Below are 15,900 nucleotides of genomic sequence, written 5' to 3'. Positions count from 1 at the left end.
TCCTATCATGTAAATTTACGAAGGAAAACGTGTTTTGGGGATGCCGTAAGATGATTGAACAGCCATCTTGCGTAGTTCAGCACATACATTCTCAACGGTAAGACCCACTTCCTCACGTTGTTCCTTAATACTGCCATGCTCGATGAAGCGATCCGGAATCCCCATCAATTGTACATGAACATCATGTAGTCCCTGCTCTGCATAAAACTCCAGCACTGCACTACCCATGCTACCTGCTTGGGATGTTTCTTCAAGTACAATCAATTTGGTGCCTCGAACAGCTAATTCACGCAACATCTGCTCATCAAGAGGTTTCAGGAAGCGAGCGTTGATTACGCCTGCTGTGATACCTTCCCGCTTCACCATCTCTGCTGCTTCTTCTGCAAGCTGCACCATCGATCCTGAAGCGATGACAGCATATCCTTCCGATGGACGCAGTTGCTCCCATGATCCAATCGGAATCGGAACAAGTACATCATCCAGAGGTACACCCACCACATTGTTTCGTGGATAACGGTAAGCAATTGGACCTTCATTATAATCAAGCGCCGTTTTCATCATATGACGCAATTCATTTTCGTCTTTTGGCATCATCAGAACGATATTTGGAATATGGCGCATAAATGCCACATCGTATACCCCTTGATGTGTTTCCCCATCCGGACCAACAAACCCGGCACGGTCAATAGCAAACATCACGTTAGCATTATGACGGCAAATATCATGTACAATCTGATCATATGCACGTTGCATAAACGTAGAATACACGGCAAAGACCGGTTTCAAGCCTTCCATAGCCAGCGCAGCACACATGGTTGCCGCATGTTGTTCTGCGATCCCTACGTCAATCATGCGGTCCGGAAATTCCTTACTAAATGGAATAAGACCTGATCCTGTAGGCATTGCTGGCGTTACAGCTACGATCCGCTTATCCTGCTTAGCAAGATCAATTAACGTTTGACCAAACACTTCCGTGTACATCGGTTTTCCGACTGCCTTCAGCACTTGACCGGATTCAATTTTGTACGGAGAAATCCCGTGCCACTTGTGCGAATCGGCTTCTGCTGGCTGATAACCTTTGCCTTTGGTCGTGAGCACGTGAACGAGCACAGGACCATCAACGTTATCTGCCTGTTTGAAGGTTTCAATCAATTTGGGAATATCGTGCCCATCAATCGGCCCCAAATACGTGAAGCCCAGTTCTTCGAAAAGAACACCTGGTACCATCATATATTTGACACTATCTTTAATCCAGCTTGCCGATTTGGCCAATCGATCTCCGATAGCTGGAATTTTTTTAAGCATCCCCTCGACATCATCTTTTGCTTTCAGATAATGACGATCCGAACGAATCTTGCTCAAATATTTATGCATGGCCCCAACGTTTGGAGCAATGGACATTTCATTATCATTCAGAATAACCATCAGTTTTCTCTGCTCATGACCGATATGATTAAGGGCCTCAAAAGCCATACCACCTGTAAGCGCTCCATCACCAATCATCGCGATAACTTGGTTGTCCTCACCCTTCAGATCACGTGCAAGGGCCATCCCCATTGCAGCAGACAACGAAGTACTGCTGTGTCCAGCTTCCCATACATCATGTTCGCTTTCGTTGCGTTTGACAAACCCGCACAGGCCGTTATGTTGACGCAATGTATCAAAGCGATCCATACGCCCTGTCAGGACTTTATGCACATAAGCCTGATGCCCTACATCAAAAATCATTTTGTCTGCTGGACTGTTATAGCAGTAATGCAGGGCTACCGTGAGCTCAACCACGCCTAAGTTGGGTGCGAGATGCCCACCTGTAACAGACAGTTTCTCAATCAGAAACTGCCGGATCTCTGCCGACAAAAGGGCAAGATCATCCTGAGACATCGACTTTAGATCACTGGGTTGTTTAATTTGTGGAAGCAGCACGAGAATCTCCCCGCTTTCCTAGATTGTTTAGTTATTGTTGTAAATCGATATATACATTATGAATCAAATGACATTAAATCATTATAACATAAAAGAACAAGAATCATAATTTACTGCACTATACTCCAGATAACGAGCATTCTCGCCAGCAAGTTATTTAAAATTCTTCTCCATATGTATTCCCGCATCCACTCGGGACAGACTTTTTCCATCTACTCGGAAAAAGGACATTACATTCATTACACGGTTATACAGGTTTTGAAACAGCGCGTTTTATCAGAATCTAATGGTCTCGACTCATCAGGTAATCTGCAATTTCCAGCAATCTGGATGCATCAGGTAACTCAGCTCTTTCAAGTGCGTCTTTTGCAGATTGGGTAAGAGATTTCACCTCAGCTACAGAAGCCTCCATGCCAATAAAATAAGGATATGTTACCTTCTGCTGATTCACATCGCTCTGTGTTTTCTTGCCCATCTTCTGCTCGTCACCCGTCAAGTCGAGAATATCATCCTGAATCTGGAACGCCAGCCCCAGATCACGGCCAAACACACGTAAGGCTTCCAATTGTCCTTCCGTTGCTCCACCGATTCGTGCTCCAGCAATGAGGGAGAAAACAATCAGGTCACCTGTTTTGTGCAAATGAATATATTGAAGCTGTGCAAGATCAGTCATGCCTTGCTCGCCTTCCATATCCGCAACTTGGCCACCGACCATACCTCTTGCTCCAGCGAGTTCGGACATGTCCTCTACGATGGACAGCAACGCATCTGCCGCCACACCGCTACGGCGTCCAGCTTGAACAATGCTATAAAAAGCATGGGTTAACAGCGCATCGCCTGCCAATATGGCTGTTGCTTCACCATATACCTTATGATTCGTTAATTTTCCCCTGCGGTAATCATCATTATCCATAGCAGGCAGGTCGTCGTGGATCAGTGAGTACGTATGAACCATCTCCACGGCGCAGGCTACCGGCATTGCAGCTGTACGCTGTGCACCGAAGGCTTCCGCCGCAGCAACGACCAGAAGAGGACGAAGGCGTTTGCCTCCGGCCATGAGTGAGTACTGCATCGCATCCGTCAACGATTGGGGTACATCCCAGTGATCGGGAAGCGTGTGTTTCAACGCTTCTGTCACCGCAGCTGTGACCTCTTCGAGGTATGCTTGAAACGAAGGACGATTACTCATGGACTTCACCGCTCTCATCGTCAGCAGTTCCGAAAGGCTTCTTGCGAAGCTCTCCATCTTCTTCTACGATCATCTCGATCTTGCGTTCCACTTGTTCCAGCTTCAGACCGCAAAGTTGCGAAAGTTTCATCCCGCGTTGAAACAGATCGATGGCCTGTTCCAACGGAACATCACCATGTTCCAGCTGACCTACGATGTCTTCCAATGCCGCCATTGCCTCTTCAAAATTCAATTCCGGTTCATTCGCCATGGGTATTGTCGTCCTCCTTCATTCCCCAAACCTGACAGTCCAGCTGTCCGTCTGTTAATTTAATCTTAATTGAATCTCCAGGCTGTACATCCTTTGTGGACTTGATTAATCGCTGTTCCTGCTCGTCATAGACAAGGCTGTATCCACGTGACATGACTTTAAGCGGGCTGAGCGCATCCAGATGCCGCACAGATGATTTCCACTGTTGTTGCTTTGATCTGGTTATAGACCTGATCGCAAGTTCCAGTTGTCTGCGTGCTGCCGCATTCTCACGGCGTGCTGCATTAACCTGCTCACGAGGATTGAATCGTTGCAGTGCTGCCCGCAGACGTTCCTGCTTCTCTCCTGTCCATTTCATACGCGTATCCACTGTTCTCAAAAGCCGTTGGTGCATCATATCCAGTCGTTCCGTATGCTGCATCAAGGTACGTCTTGGATGCACCAGCACTGGCGAACGCTGTAATCTTGCGAGCCGTTCACGATTATGTACAGCACGCTGACGTAAGCTGTGCTGTAACTGGCGCTGACGTTGTCCGATCTGATCAAGCAACTCAGCTCGATTAGGTACAGCTAATTCAGCAGCTGCTGTAGGTGTAGCCGCACGCAAATCGGCTGCAAAATCAGCAATAGTGAAGTCCGTTTCGTGCCCAACCGCAGAAATGACAGGAATATCCGAAGCGACTATTGCTCTTGCCACAATCTCCTCATTAAAGGCCCACAACTCCTCCAGTGAACCGCCTCCGCGTCCAACGATAAGTACATCGGCTTCTCCCATCCGGTTCAGGTTTCCAATCGCTTTGACGATGGAAGGTGCTGCACCCTTGCCTTGAACCAGAACAGGATACAAAACAACTTTGGCAGAAGGGTATCTGCGTTGGAGTGTGATCATGATGTCTCGCACCGCCGCTCCCGTCGGTGAAGTTACAACCCCGATGGTCTGTGGATAACGAGGAATCTGTCTTTTCCGCGAAGGTGAGAATAACCCTTCATCCTCGAGCTTTTTCTTCAGCTGTTCGTATGCCAGATACAGACTTCCAATTCCGTCCGGTTGCATATGGGTAGCGTAGAATTGATACTGCCCATCCCGTTCATACACCGAGACATTACCACGGGCAATAACCCTTGCACCCTCCTTCGGTACAAAGGGTAATCGCTGGTTATGGGACGCAAACATAATTGACTTGATCCGGCTGTCCTTGTCCTTCAATGTAAAATACATATGGCCGCTGGAGTGATGTGTGAAGTTCGAAATCTCCCCGCGTAGCCAGACGTCCGACAGGACCTGATCCGATTCCAGTTTCATCCGGATGTATCGGTTCAGGTCTTTGATGGAGTAGATCTTTTGATCTGCCACAGACAAAACCCTAGGCCAATCCGTGAGCGCGCTTGGCAGCGATCAATGTATTTTGCATCAGCATTGTGATTGTCATCGGACCAACACCACCAGGAACGGGTGTAATTGGACCAGAAACTTCTTTTACACTCTCGAAATCAACGTCTCCTGCCAGTTTGCCATTCTCCAAACGGTTCATGCCGACATCAATAACAACAGCACCCGGTTTCACAAAATCAGCATCCACAAAATTAGCACGGCCGATGGCTACAACTAGAATGTCCGCCTGACGCGTAATTTCTTTCATGTTAGCTGTGCGGGAATGACACATCGTTACCGTTGCATTCTCACGTTGCAGCAACAGCGATACCGGTTTGCCAACGATGTTGCTTCTTCCGATGACTACCGCATGTTTACCGGACATTTCCAGTCCAGTGCGCTTGATCAGTTCAATTACACCAGCCGGGGTACATGGAAGCAGACTATCGTCTCCAATAACAAGATTACCAACATTGACTGGATGGAATCCGTCTACGTCTTTATCCACCGCAATCGCATCAATGACGGCTTTCTCTTCGATATGTTTTGGCAGTGGGAGTTGAACCAAAATTCCGTTAATGGATTGTTGATTGTTCAGCTTGTCCACCAGCGCAAGCAGATCTTCTTGGGACGTATCTGCATCCAAGCGATGCACTTCGGAGTAGAAACCGAGGTCGTGACATGCTTTTTCTTTATTACGCACATATACTTGGGATGCCGGATCTTCCCCGACGAGCACAACAGCCAGACCAGGTACTACCCCCTGTTCGCTAAGCTGTTTTACTTCTGTTGTCATGCTTGCGCGGATCTCTTGGGATACTTCTTTACCGTTAATAATAGATGCTGTCATTGTACTCTCTCTCCCTTATGTGAATATAAATTTAGAGGTTGTTCAAAAAAACCGCTTTTGATTACAAAGGATACTGAAAACCGGTCCTTTTGAACACGCACTATAATTAATCATAACTTAAGATAATTTTGCTTTAATGGCATCAACTTCCTGAATCATGCGTCCAAGTACGCCATTGACGAACTTACCGGATTCTTCTGTACCAAAATATTTGGACAGTTCGATTGCTTCGTTGACAGACACTTTTGCCGGAATATCATCACGGAACACCATTTCATACGTTGACAGTCGTAGAATTTGGCGATCTACACGTGACAGACGGCTGATCTGCCAACCTTTCAAATAATCCACCAGCAGCCCGTCAATCGCTTCTTTATTGTTCCATGCTCCTTGTACAATCTCAGTAACATAGGTACGCATTACATCTGCATCGCGGATAACCACTTCGGTTTCATTATCTTCAGCGGCTTCATTGATCAACATGTTTACAGCTTCTGCTGCGCCTACCTCATTCATTTCCATCTGATACAGACTTTGTACTGCAATTTCCCTTGCCAAACGTCTTTTCATGTCCTGCCTCCTGCAGCGCTCCGTCTGGAGCGTCATCATGCTTATTTTATAATCCATGCAACCATCTCATCAAATCCTTTAATAGATTGATCGATGGCTTCCACGGTATTGTTATTGTTATCCCTTTTCACAAAAAAACCTGCAATACGTTTCCTCCAAAAAACGGGCAACCTAAACTACAGCTCTATTTTCGGAAGAAACATATTGCAGGGTTCAGGTAGGTCACTTAAACGGACGCCAGCGATCGCCAAGCCATTGCCCCCACTCCCTCCAGGGAATGGACGAACCCAGCTTCGAATCGCTTCGTCTGCCTAACGTATAACCGATGAACACCAAGAGTGCAAAGAACAACATATCCCAAAAACCGATCCATACATAAAGAAATCCAAAAAAGATGCCGCCGATAATTCCGGTAATTCGGCCTCTGTGACTATCCCAAATCTCTTTCCACAGCATCAGTGAAACTCACCTCATTCCACTCGACTCTTGTAGTTAGGCGACTGGGTTACATTAGCGATATACACCGTGACAAAAGAAACCGGGATGCCCGTAATCTCTTGTACATGATCATGTATCGCCTTTTGCAGATCAGAAGTCAGCGCAGGAATAGGTGTCTCACCATCCACTACTGCACGGATCATAATCTCCAGTCCTGACTCAACCACACGTATGCGTGCCTTGACATCACGTACTCCCCGGAAACGGGAAGTTGCCTTCAAACAGAGATTCTCAATCGTCTCCATCGAAATCTGTACATCACCAAACTCAGTACGTTGATCTACAGACGGCAACGATGCACGCTCACGCCGAACCGAGATGTAGAAAAATCGCAAACTCAGGATAAACAAAATCGCTGCTGCAATAACCGACGCAACAATAACGTTTTGTTCCTGCTGGTAATTCAATTCGTAAGGCAGCACACCGCTAATCAGAAGAATGACGGCTGCCGATATTGCTCCAACGCTTATGCTGTATATAAACAACAGAAGCCGATCCAGTATTTTAGCCACGAACTGCACAGCCTCCCTTGCTCACTAACATTACTTAACCTGTTCACTAGCAAAAAATCAGATCCTCATCTAGCTTTCGCTATAATGAAGACCTGTCCAAGACGGGATAACCCCCGGCAGATGATGCCGGGGGAATCTGTCTTCTTTTATTTTACGCGCTGACTGTTCAGGTCGATCTCTTCCACTTTCTCGGTGCTCTTGAACTGAACGTCATGAATGTGCACATTCACTTCATTCACATTCAATCCTGTCATGTTCTCGATGGAACGTTTCACGTTCTGTTGAATCTCCGTAGCTACTTGTGGCAGACGGTATCCATACTCGATAATTACAGAAACATCAACTGCAGCTTCACGTTGGCCCACTTCAACTTTAACGCCTTTGGAAAGGTTTTTGCGACCAAGCAATTCAGCAAATCCGCCAGCGAATCCGCCACTCATGCCTGCAACACCTTTCACTTCAAGGGTTGCCAATCCAGCAATCACTTCAATAACTTCAGGTGCGATCTGGATTTCACCGATATCCGTTCGTTCAAATTCAGTCGGTAGTGTACTCATAACTGTTCAACACACCTTTCGCGAGATAAGTTTGCGGCCATCCGTCAGGGCGCTGGACTCAGGTTAATCAACCTTCAGAACCCTTCCGGTCCGGCTTTACCGGAACTCCTGCAAACATCCGCAAGGTGCGGGCTTATCCTTTGCAGGAGACATGCGCTCTTATTATTACATACTATATCATTTGGGCTACATTATGACAAACAAGCCCAATATACCTTTTAAATCTCGTTTTCCTCAAGAAATTTGATATCAAAGTCACCACGAATGAACGTTGGGTGCTCCAGCAATTTCTGATGGAAAGGAATAGTTGTAGATATGCCTTCAATCGCAAATTCCCCAAGCGCACGCTTCATCTTGGCAATCGCCTCTTCACGATTCGCTCCCCACACAATCAATTTTGCGATCATGGAGTCATAGAAAGGTGAAATGGTATAACCCGGATAAGCAGCACTATCTACACGAACGCCAGGTCCTCCCGGTGCAAGGTAGAATCCGATTTTGCCTGGTGATGGCATAAAGTTACGGTCCGGATCTTCTGCATTGATACGACATTCAATGGACCAGCCATTGATAACCACGTCTTCCTGACGGAATGAAAGTGGGTTGCCTTCAGCTACCGAGATCATCTCACGGATCAGATCCACGCCAGTAACCATCTCAGTAACCGGGTGCTCTACCTGAATACGCGTATTCATTTCCATGAAATAGAACTCGCCATTCGGGCTGAGCAGGAATTCCAATGTACCCGCTCCCGAGTAATCCACAGCAAGGGCAGCCCGTACCGCAGCTTCACCCATCAGTGTACGCACATCTTCGGAGAGAATCGGACACGGAGCTTCCTCTACCAATTTCTGGCGACGACGCTGAACCGAGCAATCACGCTCTCCCAAATGTGCTGCATTTCCGTGTTTATCAGCAATGATCTGAATTTCCACGTGTTTCATACCTGTCAGGAATTTCTCCAGATATACACCTGCATTGCCAAATGCCTTTTGTGCTTCCTGCTGAGCAGCAGTAATCTGCTTAATCAGCGTTTCTTCATCTTCGGCAATACGAATTCCCTTACCTCCGCCACCAGCAGTAGCTTTGATAATAATAGGATATCCGATATCTCTAGCAATCATGATGGCTTCATCCATATTTTCAACAAGGCCGTCTGATCCAGGAATAACAGGTACTCCTGCATCTTTCATCGTCTGTTTGGCAACAGCCTTGTCACCCATTTTGGTGATGGCTTCAGGAGAAGGTCCAATAAACGTAATATTGCAAGACTCACAAATTTCCGCAAAATCAGCATTCTCCGCCAAAAAACCGTAACCAGGGTGGATTGCATCACATTCCGTCAGTGTGGCTACACTCATCAGGTTTGTGAAGTTGAGGTAACTGTCCTTAGACAGTGTCGGTCCGATACAATAAGCCTCATCTGCAAGACGAACATGCAGAGAATCCTTGTCCGCTTCCGAATAGACGGCTACCGTTGAGATGCCGATTTCACGGCAGGCACGAATAATACGTACCGCAATCTCTCCACGGTTCGCAATCAGTATTTTTTGAAATTTCATTTCGTTTTGTCCTCCTTCGAAGCTCATGCGGTTAGCTGTTTACCAGCTATAACGGTTATTCCGGTTTCACCAGGAAAAGGGGCTGCCCATACTCGACCAGCTGTCCGTTCTCAACCAGCACTTCAACGATTTCTCCCTTGATGTCCGCATCAAGCTCGTTCATCAGCTTCATAGCTTCGATGATACATACCGTTGTTTTCTCAACAACTTTATCACCAGCGCTCACAAAAGGACCCGCTTCCGGCGAGGAAGCTCTGTAAAAAGTACCTACCATCGGAGATACAATTTTATGTAAATGACTTGTAGTATCGACCTGCGGTGCAGCTTCACTTACCACTGCGGCCGGCTGCACTTGCGGAGCAGCAATCATTTGCGGTTGCACAGCAGCTGCTTGAACATACTCCGTTTTGCCCGGTTTGCGGATCGATAACCGTGATCCTTCATTTTCAATTTCCAACTCTTGAACGGAACTTTCATCTACCAGTTTAATCAGTTCTTTGATTTCACTCAATTTAAACATTTCCATTATTCACTCCTTCGGCATCATGCCAGTCTCACTAGGACGGTCATATGGCTTTATGTATTATATCATAATCATTAAAAATGGAAAGAGCCCGAGAGTACAACCAGCTCCCGGGACTGCATTTCCATGATTTGGATTACTGTTCTGTGACGTATTGCACGCTGATTTTGTTCTGTGAAACCGCCAATTCTTTCATGACCAGATCGACAATGGATACCGCCTGTTTTACATCCAGTTTGTCACTGAGGACCACCACTTTATACTTGTCGGCATCTTCTTGAACGATCGCATTAGCGTACTGTTGAGAGAGCGTCTCTTCAATGCCAGTGATTTTAGCTTCTTTTTCTTCCAGTGTACGGAGTTGCTCCGTTGCTTTGGCATTCTCCTCTGGTGTTTTGCTCAGATCACCTGCCACGGTCATCAGTTCCTCATACTTACGATTGTTGCTTTCTTCACGTTGCCACTGGTAGTTCTGGAACTGGCTGCTCGCAGATGCTGTCGTATTCTGCTCTTCCATTTCCTTGAGGACTTCCTCATCTGTCTTGGTTGCAGTGCCGCCTGCCTGACCATCTGTCTCCGGTGTAGTTGTTGCGCCTTTGTCGGTCTCTTTGTTGGTTTCTTTGCCTGCTTCACCCTTATTCTCGCCTGGTTCGACAGCAGGTGTTTTCTCTGTATTTCCAGCTTCTTTACCTTCCGTAGCCGCCGGTTCTTCCACAGCGCCAGCCGCACTTGGATCACTTTCAACTTCGCCGCTATTCACCACTTCATTCACAACCAAACCTTCTGTAGGATCAAGAATGCCTGCCGTCTCCTTGGCTTCCCCTTGCTTGATTCCATCCACTTGCTGACTGTCAGCCACCGGCGCGTTGATTGGACCGGAATCCTCAGTGAACAGATAATACGCGGACAAAATGACCATCAGACTCAGCATGGAAACGAGCCATACCGTTTGACGTTTGTTATTCATTAGAACTTCCTCCTCAAATTGGCTTCAATCTTATGAGAATTGAATCTTGTGATTCAACACATCAGATTAGTCTTGTTTGCGCGGTACAACCGAGATCCGGTAGGCTGCCACATTCAGTCCTTTTTCCACAGCATCGGTTATCAGGTCCTTCACAACCTTGTTCTCTGCACCCCTCGCAACCACAAGCACCCCACGGATCTGCGGTTTGAGCTTTTTGGTCACTATAGGTGTCTGATCCCCTGATATTTCGTACGTAATAATCTCGCCATCACGGGTATATTGCGTCATATGTCGCTTGCCCCCGCTAGCATCGGTTTCTTCGGTAAGTTGCTGAGAATCCTTCACGTTCCGCTGAACGACCAATTCTTCTGTGGAATCCACGGTAACCATCACATCAACCGTTCCCACACCAACAATGTTTTCCAGCACACCTTTGATTTTGTCTTCAAATGCAATTTCGATCGCCTGAAAAGGATTCTGTTCTGACGGATCACTCTGTATGGATGCCATGGATGTTGCCGGGTCCGGTGGTTCCCGACCGATATTTTCGGAATCAATTTTTTTGACATTGACGAAGGAATTGAACAGCATGATTCCCACCCCGATCAAACCGAGGATAATCAGCCAGCGGAAGGTTTGACTCCGCCTTGCCCCACCCTCTCCGCCACCCATCCAGGTTTCCATCTTTTTGAACCATTGTTTCATCGGACACCCTCCTTCTCAGAGCACTTCACCACTTTTGGGTTCTCTCACTTGAACGTTGCTCGCATCAACATCCCACTTTTCAGTCAACAATGTAATAATCTGCACCGCATGTTCGGACCTTGTGGATGTCTCACCTTGCTGCTTCGTCTCATCTGCCTGATCACGTATAACAGGCTGGGAAGAGGCTTCATTTCCACCACGCTGCCCTTTACTCACATCAATCTGTACATCAGGTACTTCAATCTGACCAACCTGGATGGGCTGCTGTGTTTGAGGTGATTTATCCTTCTCCGCTTCTGTGTCTGTTCCAAATATGGGTTGTGTATTAGCAGCAACTTCTTGCTGCCTTGCCTTCACTTCTCCCTCTGCACCCTCTCCTGCCATCTCGACCAACACACGCTGGATCACAGGCAGTTCGACGGATGAGGCAGCTTCCATCTCGGTTTCATATTTACTCATGGTCAGCTGTACCTCTACGGACCGCACCTTGGCTCCTGTTGTTTCTTCAATCTGACCTTTCATGACATTAGCCAGTTCTTTGGCTGTCCATTGTAAGGATTGTTCCTGTTCATTGGATTGCAGCCGCTTGCCCTGAGCTAATATCTGTTCGAGTGTCGCATTCCCATCCGAAGGAGCATCCATTGCCGACATGGCCCGTTTCAGTTCGCCAACCGGATCACTTTTGAGGAGCTTGGTTATGGGTGATAAAAGGGTCAGCAGGATGAGAAGGCTCAGCACAAGCTTGACATAACGTTCCATGGATCGATTGGGCAACAACATATCCACAAAAGTCGCCAGCAGCACGATCATAATCAAATCCTGGAGCCAGTTGCTCAGCCACCCCATCCTTTCCATCCCCCTTTCTTGCCAACATACATTCAGCGCATCATGACAGTCAGATTGCCCGCGGTCAGCAAGATGGTAATTGCCAGGAAAAACATCAGCCCGACGGCTGCGAGCGCCGCAAATACGTAGATCATGCTCTTGCCGATGGCCTGGAGGCATCCTACAATCGGGGTGTCTCCTAGCGGTTGCATAATGGCACCGGTAACGTTGTATATCAAGGCAAGAGCCAGGATCTTGAGTGCCGGAAAGGCACATAGAAACAAAATGATGATTACCCCGGTGAGTCCAATTGCATTTTTGACAAGTAAAGAAGCTGTAATTACCGTATCCGTCGCATCCGCAAATGTTCTGCCCACGACAGGGACAAAGTTGCCTGCGATGTATTTGGCGGCCTTCAGGCTGACTCCATCTGCTACCGATCCCGATGCTCCCTGAACCGAGATTACACCCAAAAACATCGTCAGCAGAATACCCAGCAGTGCCACACTAATATTGCGCAGGAGGTCTGCCAGCTGTGTCAGCTTGTACTTGTCAGACAATGAACTGACGAGATGCAGAACAGCCGAGAAGAAGAGTAACGGGAATACCAGCAAGTGAATCAATGTGCTCACCAGATGAATCATGAAAATGATGAGTGGATGTGTCACCGAGACGGTGATGACATTCCCCATGGACGCGAGTAGTGTGAATAACAAGGGAACCATGGCCATCATGAAGTTGATCATGCCGGTTATGGCATCCTTGGCGTATCCAATCGCCACACTGAAACTGTTGATTGCAATAATGATGATGACCATATAACAGATGGAATAGGCGATTTTGCTAATATTATTTTTCTCAAATGCGGTCTGAAGTGTCTCCAGAATCATGCTGAGTACACTTAACATCACAATCGTGACCAGAAGTTTGCCATTATATAAAATTTCATGCAGCATGAAGGTTCCTATCGCTACAAACACCGATTTCAGGCTGAACCCTTCATTGCCGGGGATTAACATATCCATGAAGGAAGGGGTCTTCCCATCCGGGAAGAAACCACCGTATTGTTGCATCAGTTGATCCCAGTATTTCTCCACCTGATCCTTGGGAAGCTGATCGGCCTGCTGCTGCATCCACTCACCGGATGGTGAGCTTGCAGTAACCTGTCCCAGGATACCAAACAGAAAACAGAGCATCAGCACAACCGTAAGGCGCCACTGCGGCTTATGATGCATTGATTTCATATGAAGTCCGCACGCCCTTTCTACACCGGCATCAGCTTCATGACGGTTTCGATAATAATGCTGATGATCGGTATAGCAAGTACAAGGATCAGTACCTTACCAGCCAGTTCGATCTTGGACGCAATGCTCTCCTGACCTGCATCCCTGACAATCTGTGCGCCAAATTCAGCGATGTAGGCTATACCAATAATTTTCAGCACCGTTTTCAGATAAATACTTTCCATGCCTGAATTCTCGGCAAGCCGCTTCAACACTTCGATGACTGCACCGATTTTGCCAATCAACAACATGAAGATGACAATGCCGGTCGCGGCAGCAATCAGAAAGGCAAACATCGGTTTCTGTTCCTTAATGACCAGAATGAGCACTGTTGCGATGAGCGCCAAACCTACAACTTGGATAATTTCCACAGGTCACCACCATCCGGCTTCATGACCGTTTTTCATTGAAAAAGAAATATCGATTTGATCTCTTGTAGCAGGCTGTCCAGCATACGGACCACCATGAACAATACAACGACAAATCCGATTACGGTCACCCAGTGAGCCATATCTTCCTTTCCCATTTGTTTCAGTACCGTGTGAATCATGGCGATAATGATTCCGATACCCGCAATTTGAAAGATTGCGTTCACTTCTAGATTCATGACCTTGGCACCTCACTATCCCGGCTATTTCAGAAGATCAGAATGACGATTAACGCTCCGACAAGCATCCCGAGGCTTCGGCTCATTCGTTCATATTTCATTTGATCGGCCTGGGCACGGGATTCCTCATGCATTAGTTGTTGAATGGCTAACGATATATGTTTGGTCTGATCCTGACGGTCACTTGTGCCAAGGCTGAAGCTTAATTGCAGCATCACTTCCTTCTCGTCAGCCTTCATGGCCGATCTTCCCCACGCCAGATCCACACCTGACTGCAGACTTTCCCGGGCAGTGAGTCCATGAGGAGGTTCCATCTGTGTGGCTGCATGAAGGAACAGCGTCTTTACAGGTTCTTTGGTCTGTGCTCCCATCTTGCCCATGGCATCGGGAAGTGGAGTGAGCCCATAGTTAATCTCCGTCATTAGTCGCTGGAGGGCTGCAATGAGTTCTCGCAACTGTCTCGGTCTTAATGCATACTGTCTGGCCTTGTAAAAACCGGCGAGGGTGCTGGCTAACAGAATAATTACCGCACCAAACATGTTAACCAAAGGCTTCACCTCCTGCCTCGGTCTGCTGCAACCCACGCATTTTGCCATCAGCCAGCCGAAAGGTCATGCCCCGGCTCGTCCGTTGCAGCTGGACATAACGTTGAAACATCTGCTCCGTAATTAAGGTTCTAAGGGCGGGTCTGGCCGACAGCTCCGATAGATCACGGCCATGAGCAGTCGCGATCACAGAGACTCCAGCATGCAGGGCTTCCATCACCGCCTCGGCATCCTCCGGACGACCGATCTCGTCCACAATCAGGACATCGGGCGACATGGAGCGAAGCATCATCATCATGCCCTCAGCCTTCGGACAACCGTCCATCACATCTGTTCGCGGACCTACGTCGAATCCAGGTACTCCTTTGTAGCTGCCAGCGATTTCGGACCTTTCATCCACAATACCCACTTTCAGCCGCGGACGTATTCCCTGAACCAGTTCATTGCCCCCTGTAAGCTTTGTACCACTGCTAATTTGTCTCGCCAGATCTCGCAGCAACGTCGTTTTCCCTTGTTGAGGTGGTGATAGGATCAACGTGTGCAGGACCTGTCCGCTCTTCATATCGAGAAGATAAGGAAGAATACGATCAGCCACTCCATGTACCTCACGGGCTACCCGAACGTTAAACCCGTTGATATCACGCAGGTATTCGACACGCCCACCGCTTAGTACCGTTCGTCCAGCAAGCCCGATTCGATGTCCCCCAGGTATGGTGATGAACCCTTTGCGCAGTTCCTCTTCCAATGTATAAAGTGAATGGTTACTGATCAGGTCCAGCAACCTGTGCGTCACTTCTTTCTGAGGAACATACGCTTCTTCAGGATTCCCGGTCGGACAACCTTGAGGTGTCAGGAAGTGGTATGTGTTGCCTGCATTAATCTCCAGGGGTCTGCCTTCACGAATACGTACTTCCTCCACTTGTTCCAATAGAGCGGGTGGCATTCTTCCAAGAATGGTTCGGATCGGTTCCGGAAAAAGTTCCCTCCAGTTCACCTTCATGAGTAGGCTCCTCCAACCTTGAGATCATTTGGTTCACACTTCTGGCGCTTGTTCATATCTCAAGTTTATGCCTGTACATTTAATTTATGACGCTGAAATCTATCAATTCTTTAGAATACGGTTGAGAGTTGAAACCATAGATCCACCTTCTGTTCTAGGCAC

General features: G+C 47.5%; 19 protein-coding genes. All 19 read right to left on the bottom strand.

Annotated features, from left to right (window positions below):
* Nucleotides 1-15: 15 nt before the first annotated feature.
* The gene (gene dxs / locus NSQ38_RS16150; protein WP_091028823.1) at nucleotides 16-1,923 is read right to left on the bottom strand and encodes a 1-deoxy-D-xylulose-5-phosphate synthase; all 1,908 of its coding nucleotides are present in this window, start codon (nucleotides 1,921-1,923) and stop codon (nucleotides 16-18) included.
* Nucleotides 1,924-2,206: 283 nt separating this feature from the next.
* Nucleotides 2,207-3,130: a polyprenyl synthetase family protein gene (locus NSQ38_RS16145; protein ID WP_339782926.1), complete on the bottom strand. Its 924-nt coding sequence runs from the start codon at nucleotides 3,128-3,130 to the stop codon at nucleotides 2,207-2,209.
* Nucleotides 3,105-3,362, bottom strand: coding sequence for an exodeoxyribonuclease VII small subunit (gene xseB / locus NSQ38_RS16140; protein ID WP_017687599.1), 258 nt, complete (start codon nucleotides 3,360-3,362; stop codon nucleotides 3,105-3,107). Before xseB ends, NSQ38_RS16145 begins: the two co-directional genes overlap by 26 nt.
* Nucleotides 3,352-4,716: an exodeoxyribonuclease VII large subunit gene (xseA, locus tag NSQ38_RS16135; RefSeq protein WP_150364559.1), complete on the bottom strand. Its 1,365-nt coding sequence runs from the start codon at nucleotides 4,714-4,716 to the stop codon at nucleotides 3,352-3,354. The genes xseB and xseA overlap by 11 nt, the downstream gene beginning before the upstream one ends.
* 10 nt (nucleotides 4,717-4,726) lie before the next feature.
* Nucleotides 4,727-5,584, bottom strand: a complete 858-nt coding sequence (gene folD / locus NSQ38_RS16130) for a bifunctional methylenetetrahydrofolate dehydrogenase/methenyltetrahydrofolate cyclohydrolase FolD (RefSeq protein ID WP_017687597.1) — start codon at nucleotides 5,582-5,584, stop codon at nucleotides 4,727-4,729.
* Nucleotides 5,585-5,701: 117 nt separating this feature from the next.
* Nucleotides 5,702-6,154, bottom strand: a complete 453-nt coding sequence (gene nusB, locus NSQ38_RS16125) for a transcription antitermination factor NusB (RefSeq protein WP_017687596.1) — start codon at nucleotides 6,152-6,154, stop codon at nucleotides 5,702-5,704.
* A gap of 222 nt (nucleotides 6,155-6,376) precedes the next feature.
* Entirely contained in the window at nucleotides 6,377-6,610 is a 234-nt protein-coding gene (locus NSQ38_RS16120; protein WP_017687595.1) for a DUF2273 domain-containing protein, read from the bottom strand.
* A 14-nt stretch (nucleotides 6,611-6,624) separates the two neighbouring features.
* A complete protein-coding gene (gene amaP, locus NSQ38_RS16115) occupies nucleotides 6,625-7,164 on the bottom strand; it encodes an alkaline shock response membrane anchor protein AmaP (RefSeq protein ID WP_017687594.1) in 540 nt (179 codons plus the stop codon).
* A 146-nt stretch (nucleotides 7,165-7,310) separates the two neighbouring features.
* Nucleotides 7,311-7,721, bottom strand: a complete 411-nt coding sequence (locus NSQ38_RS16110; RefSeq protein ID WP_017687593.1) for an Asp23/Gls24 family envelope stress response protein — start codon at nucleotides 7,719-7,721, stop codon at nucleotides 7,311-7,313.
* A gap of 218 nt (nucleotides 7,722-7,939) precedes the next feature.
* Nucleotides 7,940-9,283 carry an acetyl-CoA carboxylase biotin carboxylase subunit gene (gene accC, locus NSQ38_RS16105; protein WP_036614375.1) on the bottom strand — a complete coding sequence of 448 codons (1,344 nt, stop codon included), beginning with the start codon at nucleotides 9,281-9,283 and terminating at the stop codon, nucleotides 7,940-7,942.
* Nucleotides 9,284-9,338: 55 nt separating this feature from the next.
* The gene (gene accB / locus NSQ38_RS16100) at nucleotides 9,339-9,803 is read right to left on the bottom strand and encodes an acetyl-CoA carboxylase biotin carboxyl carrier protein (protein ID WP_036614903.1); all 465 of its coding nucleotides are present in this window, start codon (nucleotides 9,801-9,803) and stop codon (nucleotides 9,339-9,341) included.
* Nucleotides 9,804-9,942: 139 nt separating this feature from the next.
* Nucleotides 9,943-10,773 carry a SpoIIIAH-like family protein gene (locus NSQ38_RS16095; RefSeq protein ID WP_339782925.1) on the bottom strand — a complete coding sequence of 277 codons (831 nt, stop codon included), beginning with the start codon at nucleotides 10,771-10,773 and terminating at the stop codon, nucleotides 9,943-9,945.
* Between the two features lie 66 nt (nucleotides 10,774-10,839).
* Nucleotides 10,840-11,478, bottom strand: coding sequence for a stage III sporulation protein AG (gene spoIIIAG, locus NSQ38_RS16090; protein ID WP_017687589.1), 639 nt, complete (start codon nucleotides 11,476-11,478; stop codon nucleotides 10,840-10,842).
* A 15-nt stretch (nucleotides 11,479-11,493) separates the two neighbouring features.
* The gene (gene spoIIIAF, locus NSQ38_RS16085; RefSeq protein WP_339782923.1) at nucleotides 11,494-12,324 is read right to left on the bottom strand and encodes a stage III sporulation protein AF; all 831 of its coding nucleotides are present in this window, start codon (nucleotides 12,322-12,324) and stop codon (nucleotides 11,494-11,496) included.
* A gap of 32 nt (nucleotides 12,325-12,356) precedes the next feature.
* Nucleotides 12,357-13,547 carry a stage III sporulation protein AE gene (spoIIIAE, locus tag NSQ38_RS16080; RefSeq protein ID WP_339782921.1) on the bottom strand — a complete coding sequence of 397 codons (1,191 nt, stop codon included), beginning with the start codon at nucleotides 13,545-13,547 and terminating at the stop codon, nucleotides 12,357-12,359.
* 20 nt (nucleotides 13,548-13,567) lie between these two features.
* On the bottom strand, nucleotides 13,568-13,957 hold the full coding sequence (gene spoIIIAD, locus NSQ38_RS16075; protein ID WP_017687586.1) for a stage III sporulation protein AD: 390 nt from the start codon (nucleotides 13,955-13,957) through the stop codon (nucleotides 13,568-13,570).
* Nucleotides 13,958-13,989: 32 nt separating this feature from the next.
* Nucleotides 13,990-14,193 (bottom strand): stage III sporulation protein AC, encoded by a 204-nt coding sequence (gene spoIIIAC / locus NSQ38_RS16070; RefSeq protein ID WP_017687585.1) that lies wholly within the window; start codon nucleotides 14,191-14,193, stop codon nucleotides 13,990-13,992.
* Nucleotides 14,194-14,222: 29 nt separating this feature from the next.
* Nucleotides 14,223-14,741, bottom strand: a complete 519-nt coding sequence (gene spoIIIAB, locus NSQ38_RS16065; RefSeq protein ID WP_036614389.1) for a stage III sporulation protein SpoIIIAB — start codon at nucleotides 14,739-14,741, stop codon at nucleotides 14,223-14,225.
* Nucleotides 14,734-15,738, bottom strand: coding sequence for a stage III sporulation protein AA (gene spoIIIAA / locus NSQ38_RS16060; protein WP_339782920.1), 1,005 nt, complete (start codon nucleotides 15,736-15,738; stop codon nucleotides 14,734-14,736). Before spoIIIAA ends, spoIIIAB begins: the two co-directional genes overlap by 8 nt.
* Between the last annotated feature and the right edge of the window lie 162 nt (nucleotides 15,739-15,900).

It is taken from the genome of Paenibacillus sp. FSL R7-0313, from assembly GCF_037969885.1.
Taxonomy (GTDB): domain Bacteria; phylum Bacillota; class Bacilli; order Paenibacillales; family Paenibacillaceae; genus Paenibacillus.
This window is presented reverse-complemented; position numbering and strand designations above follow the sequence as displayed.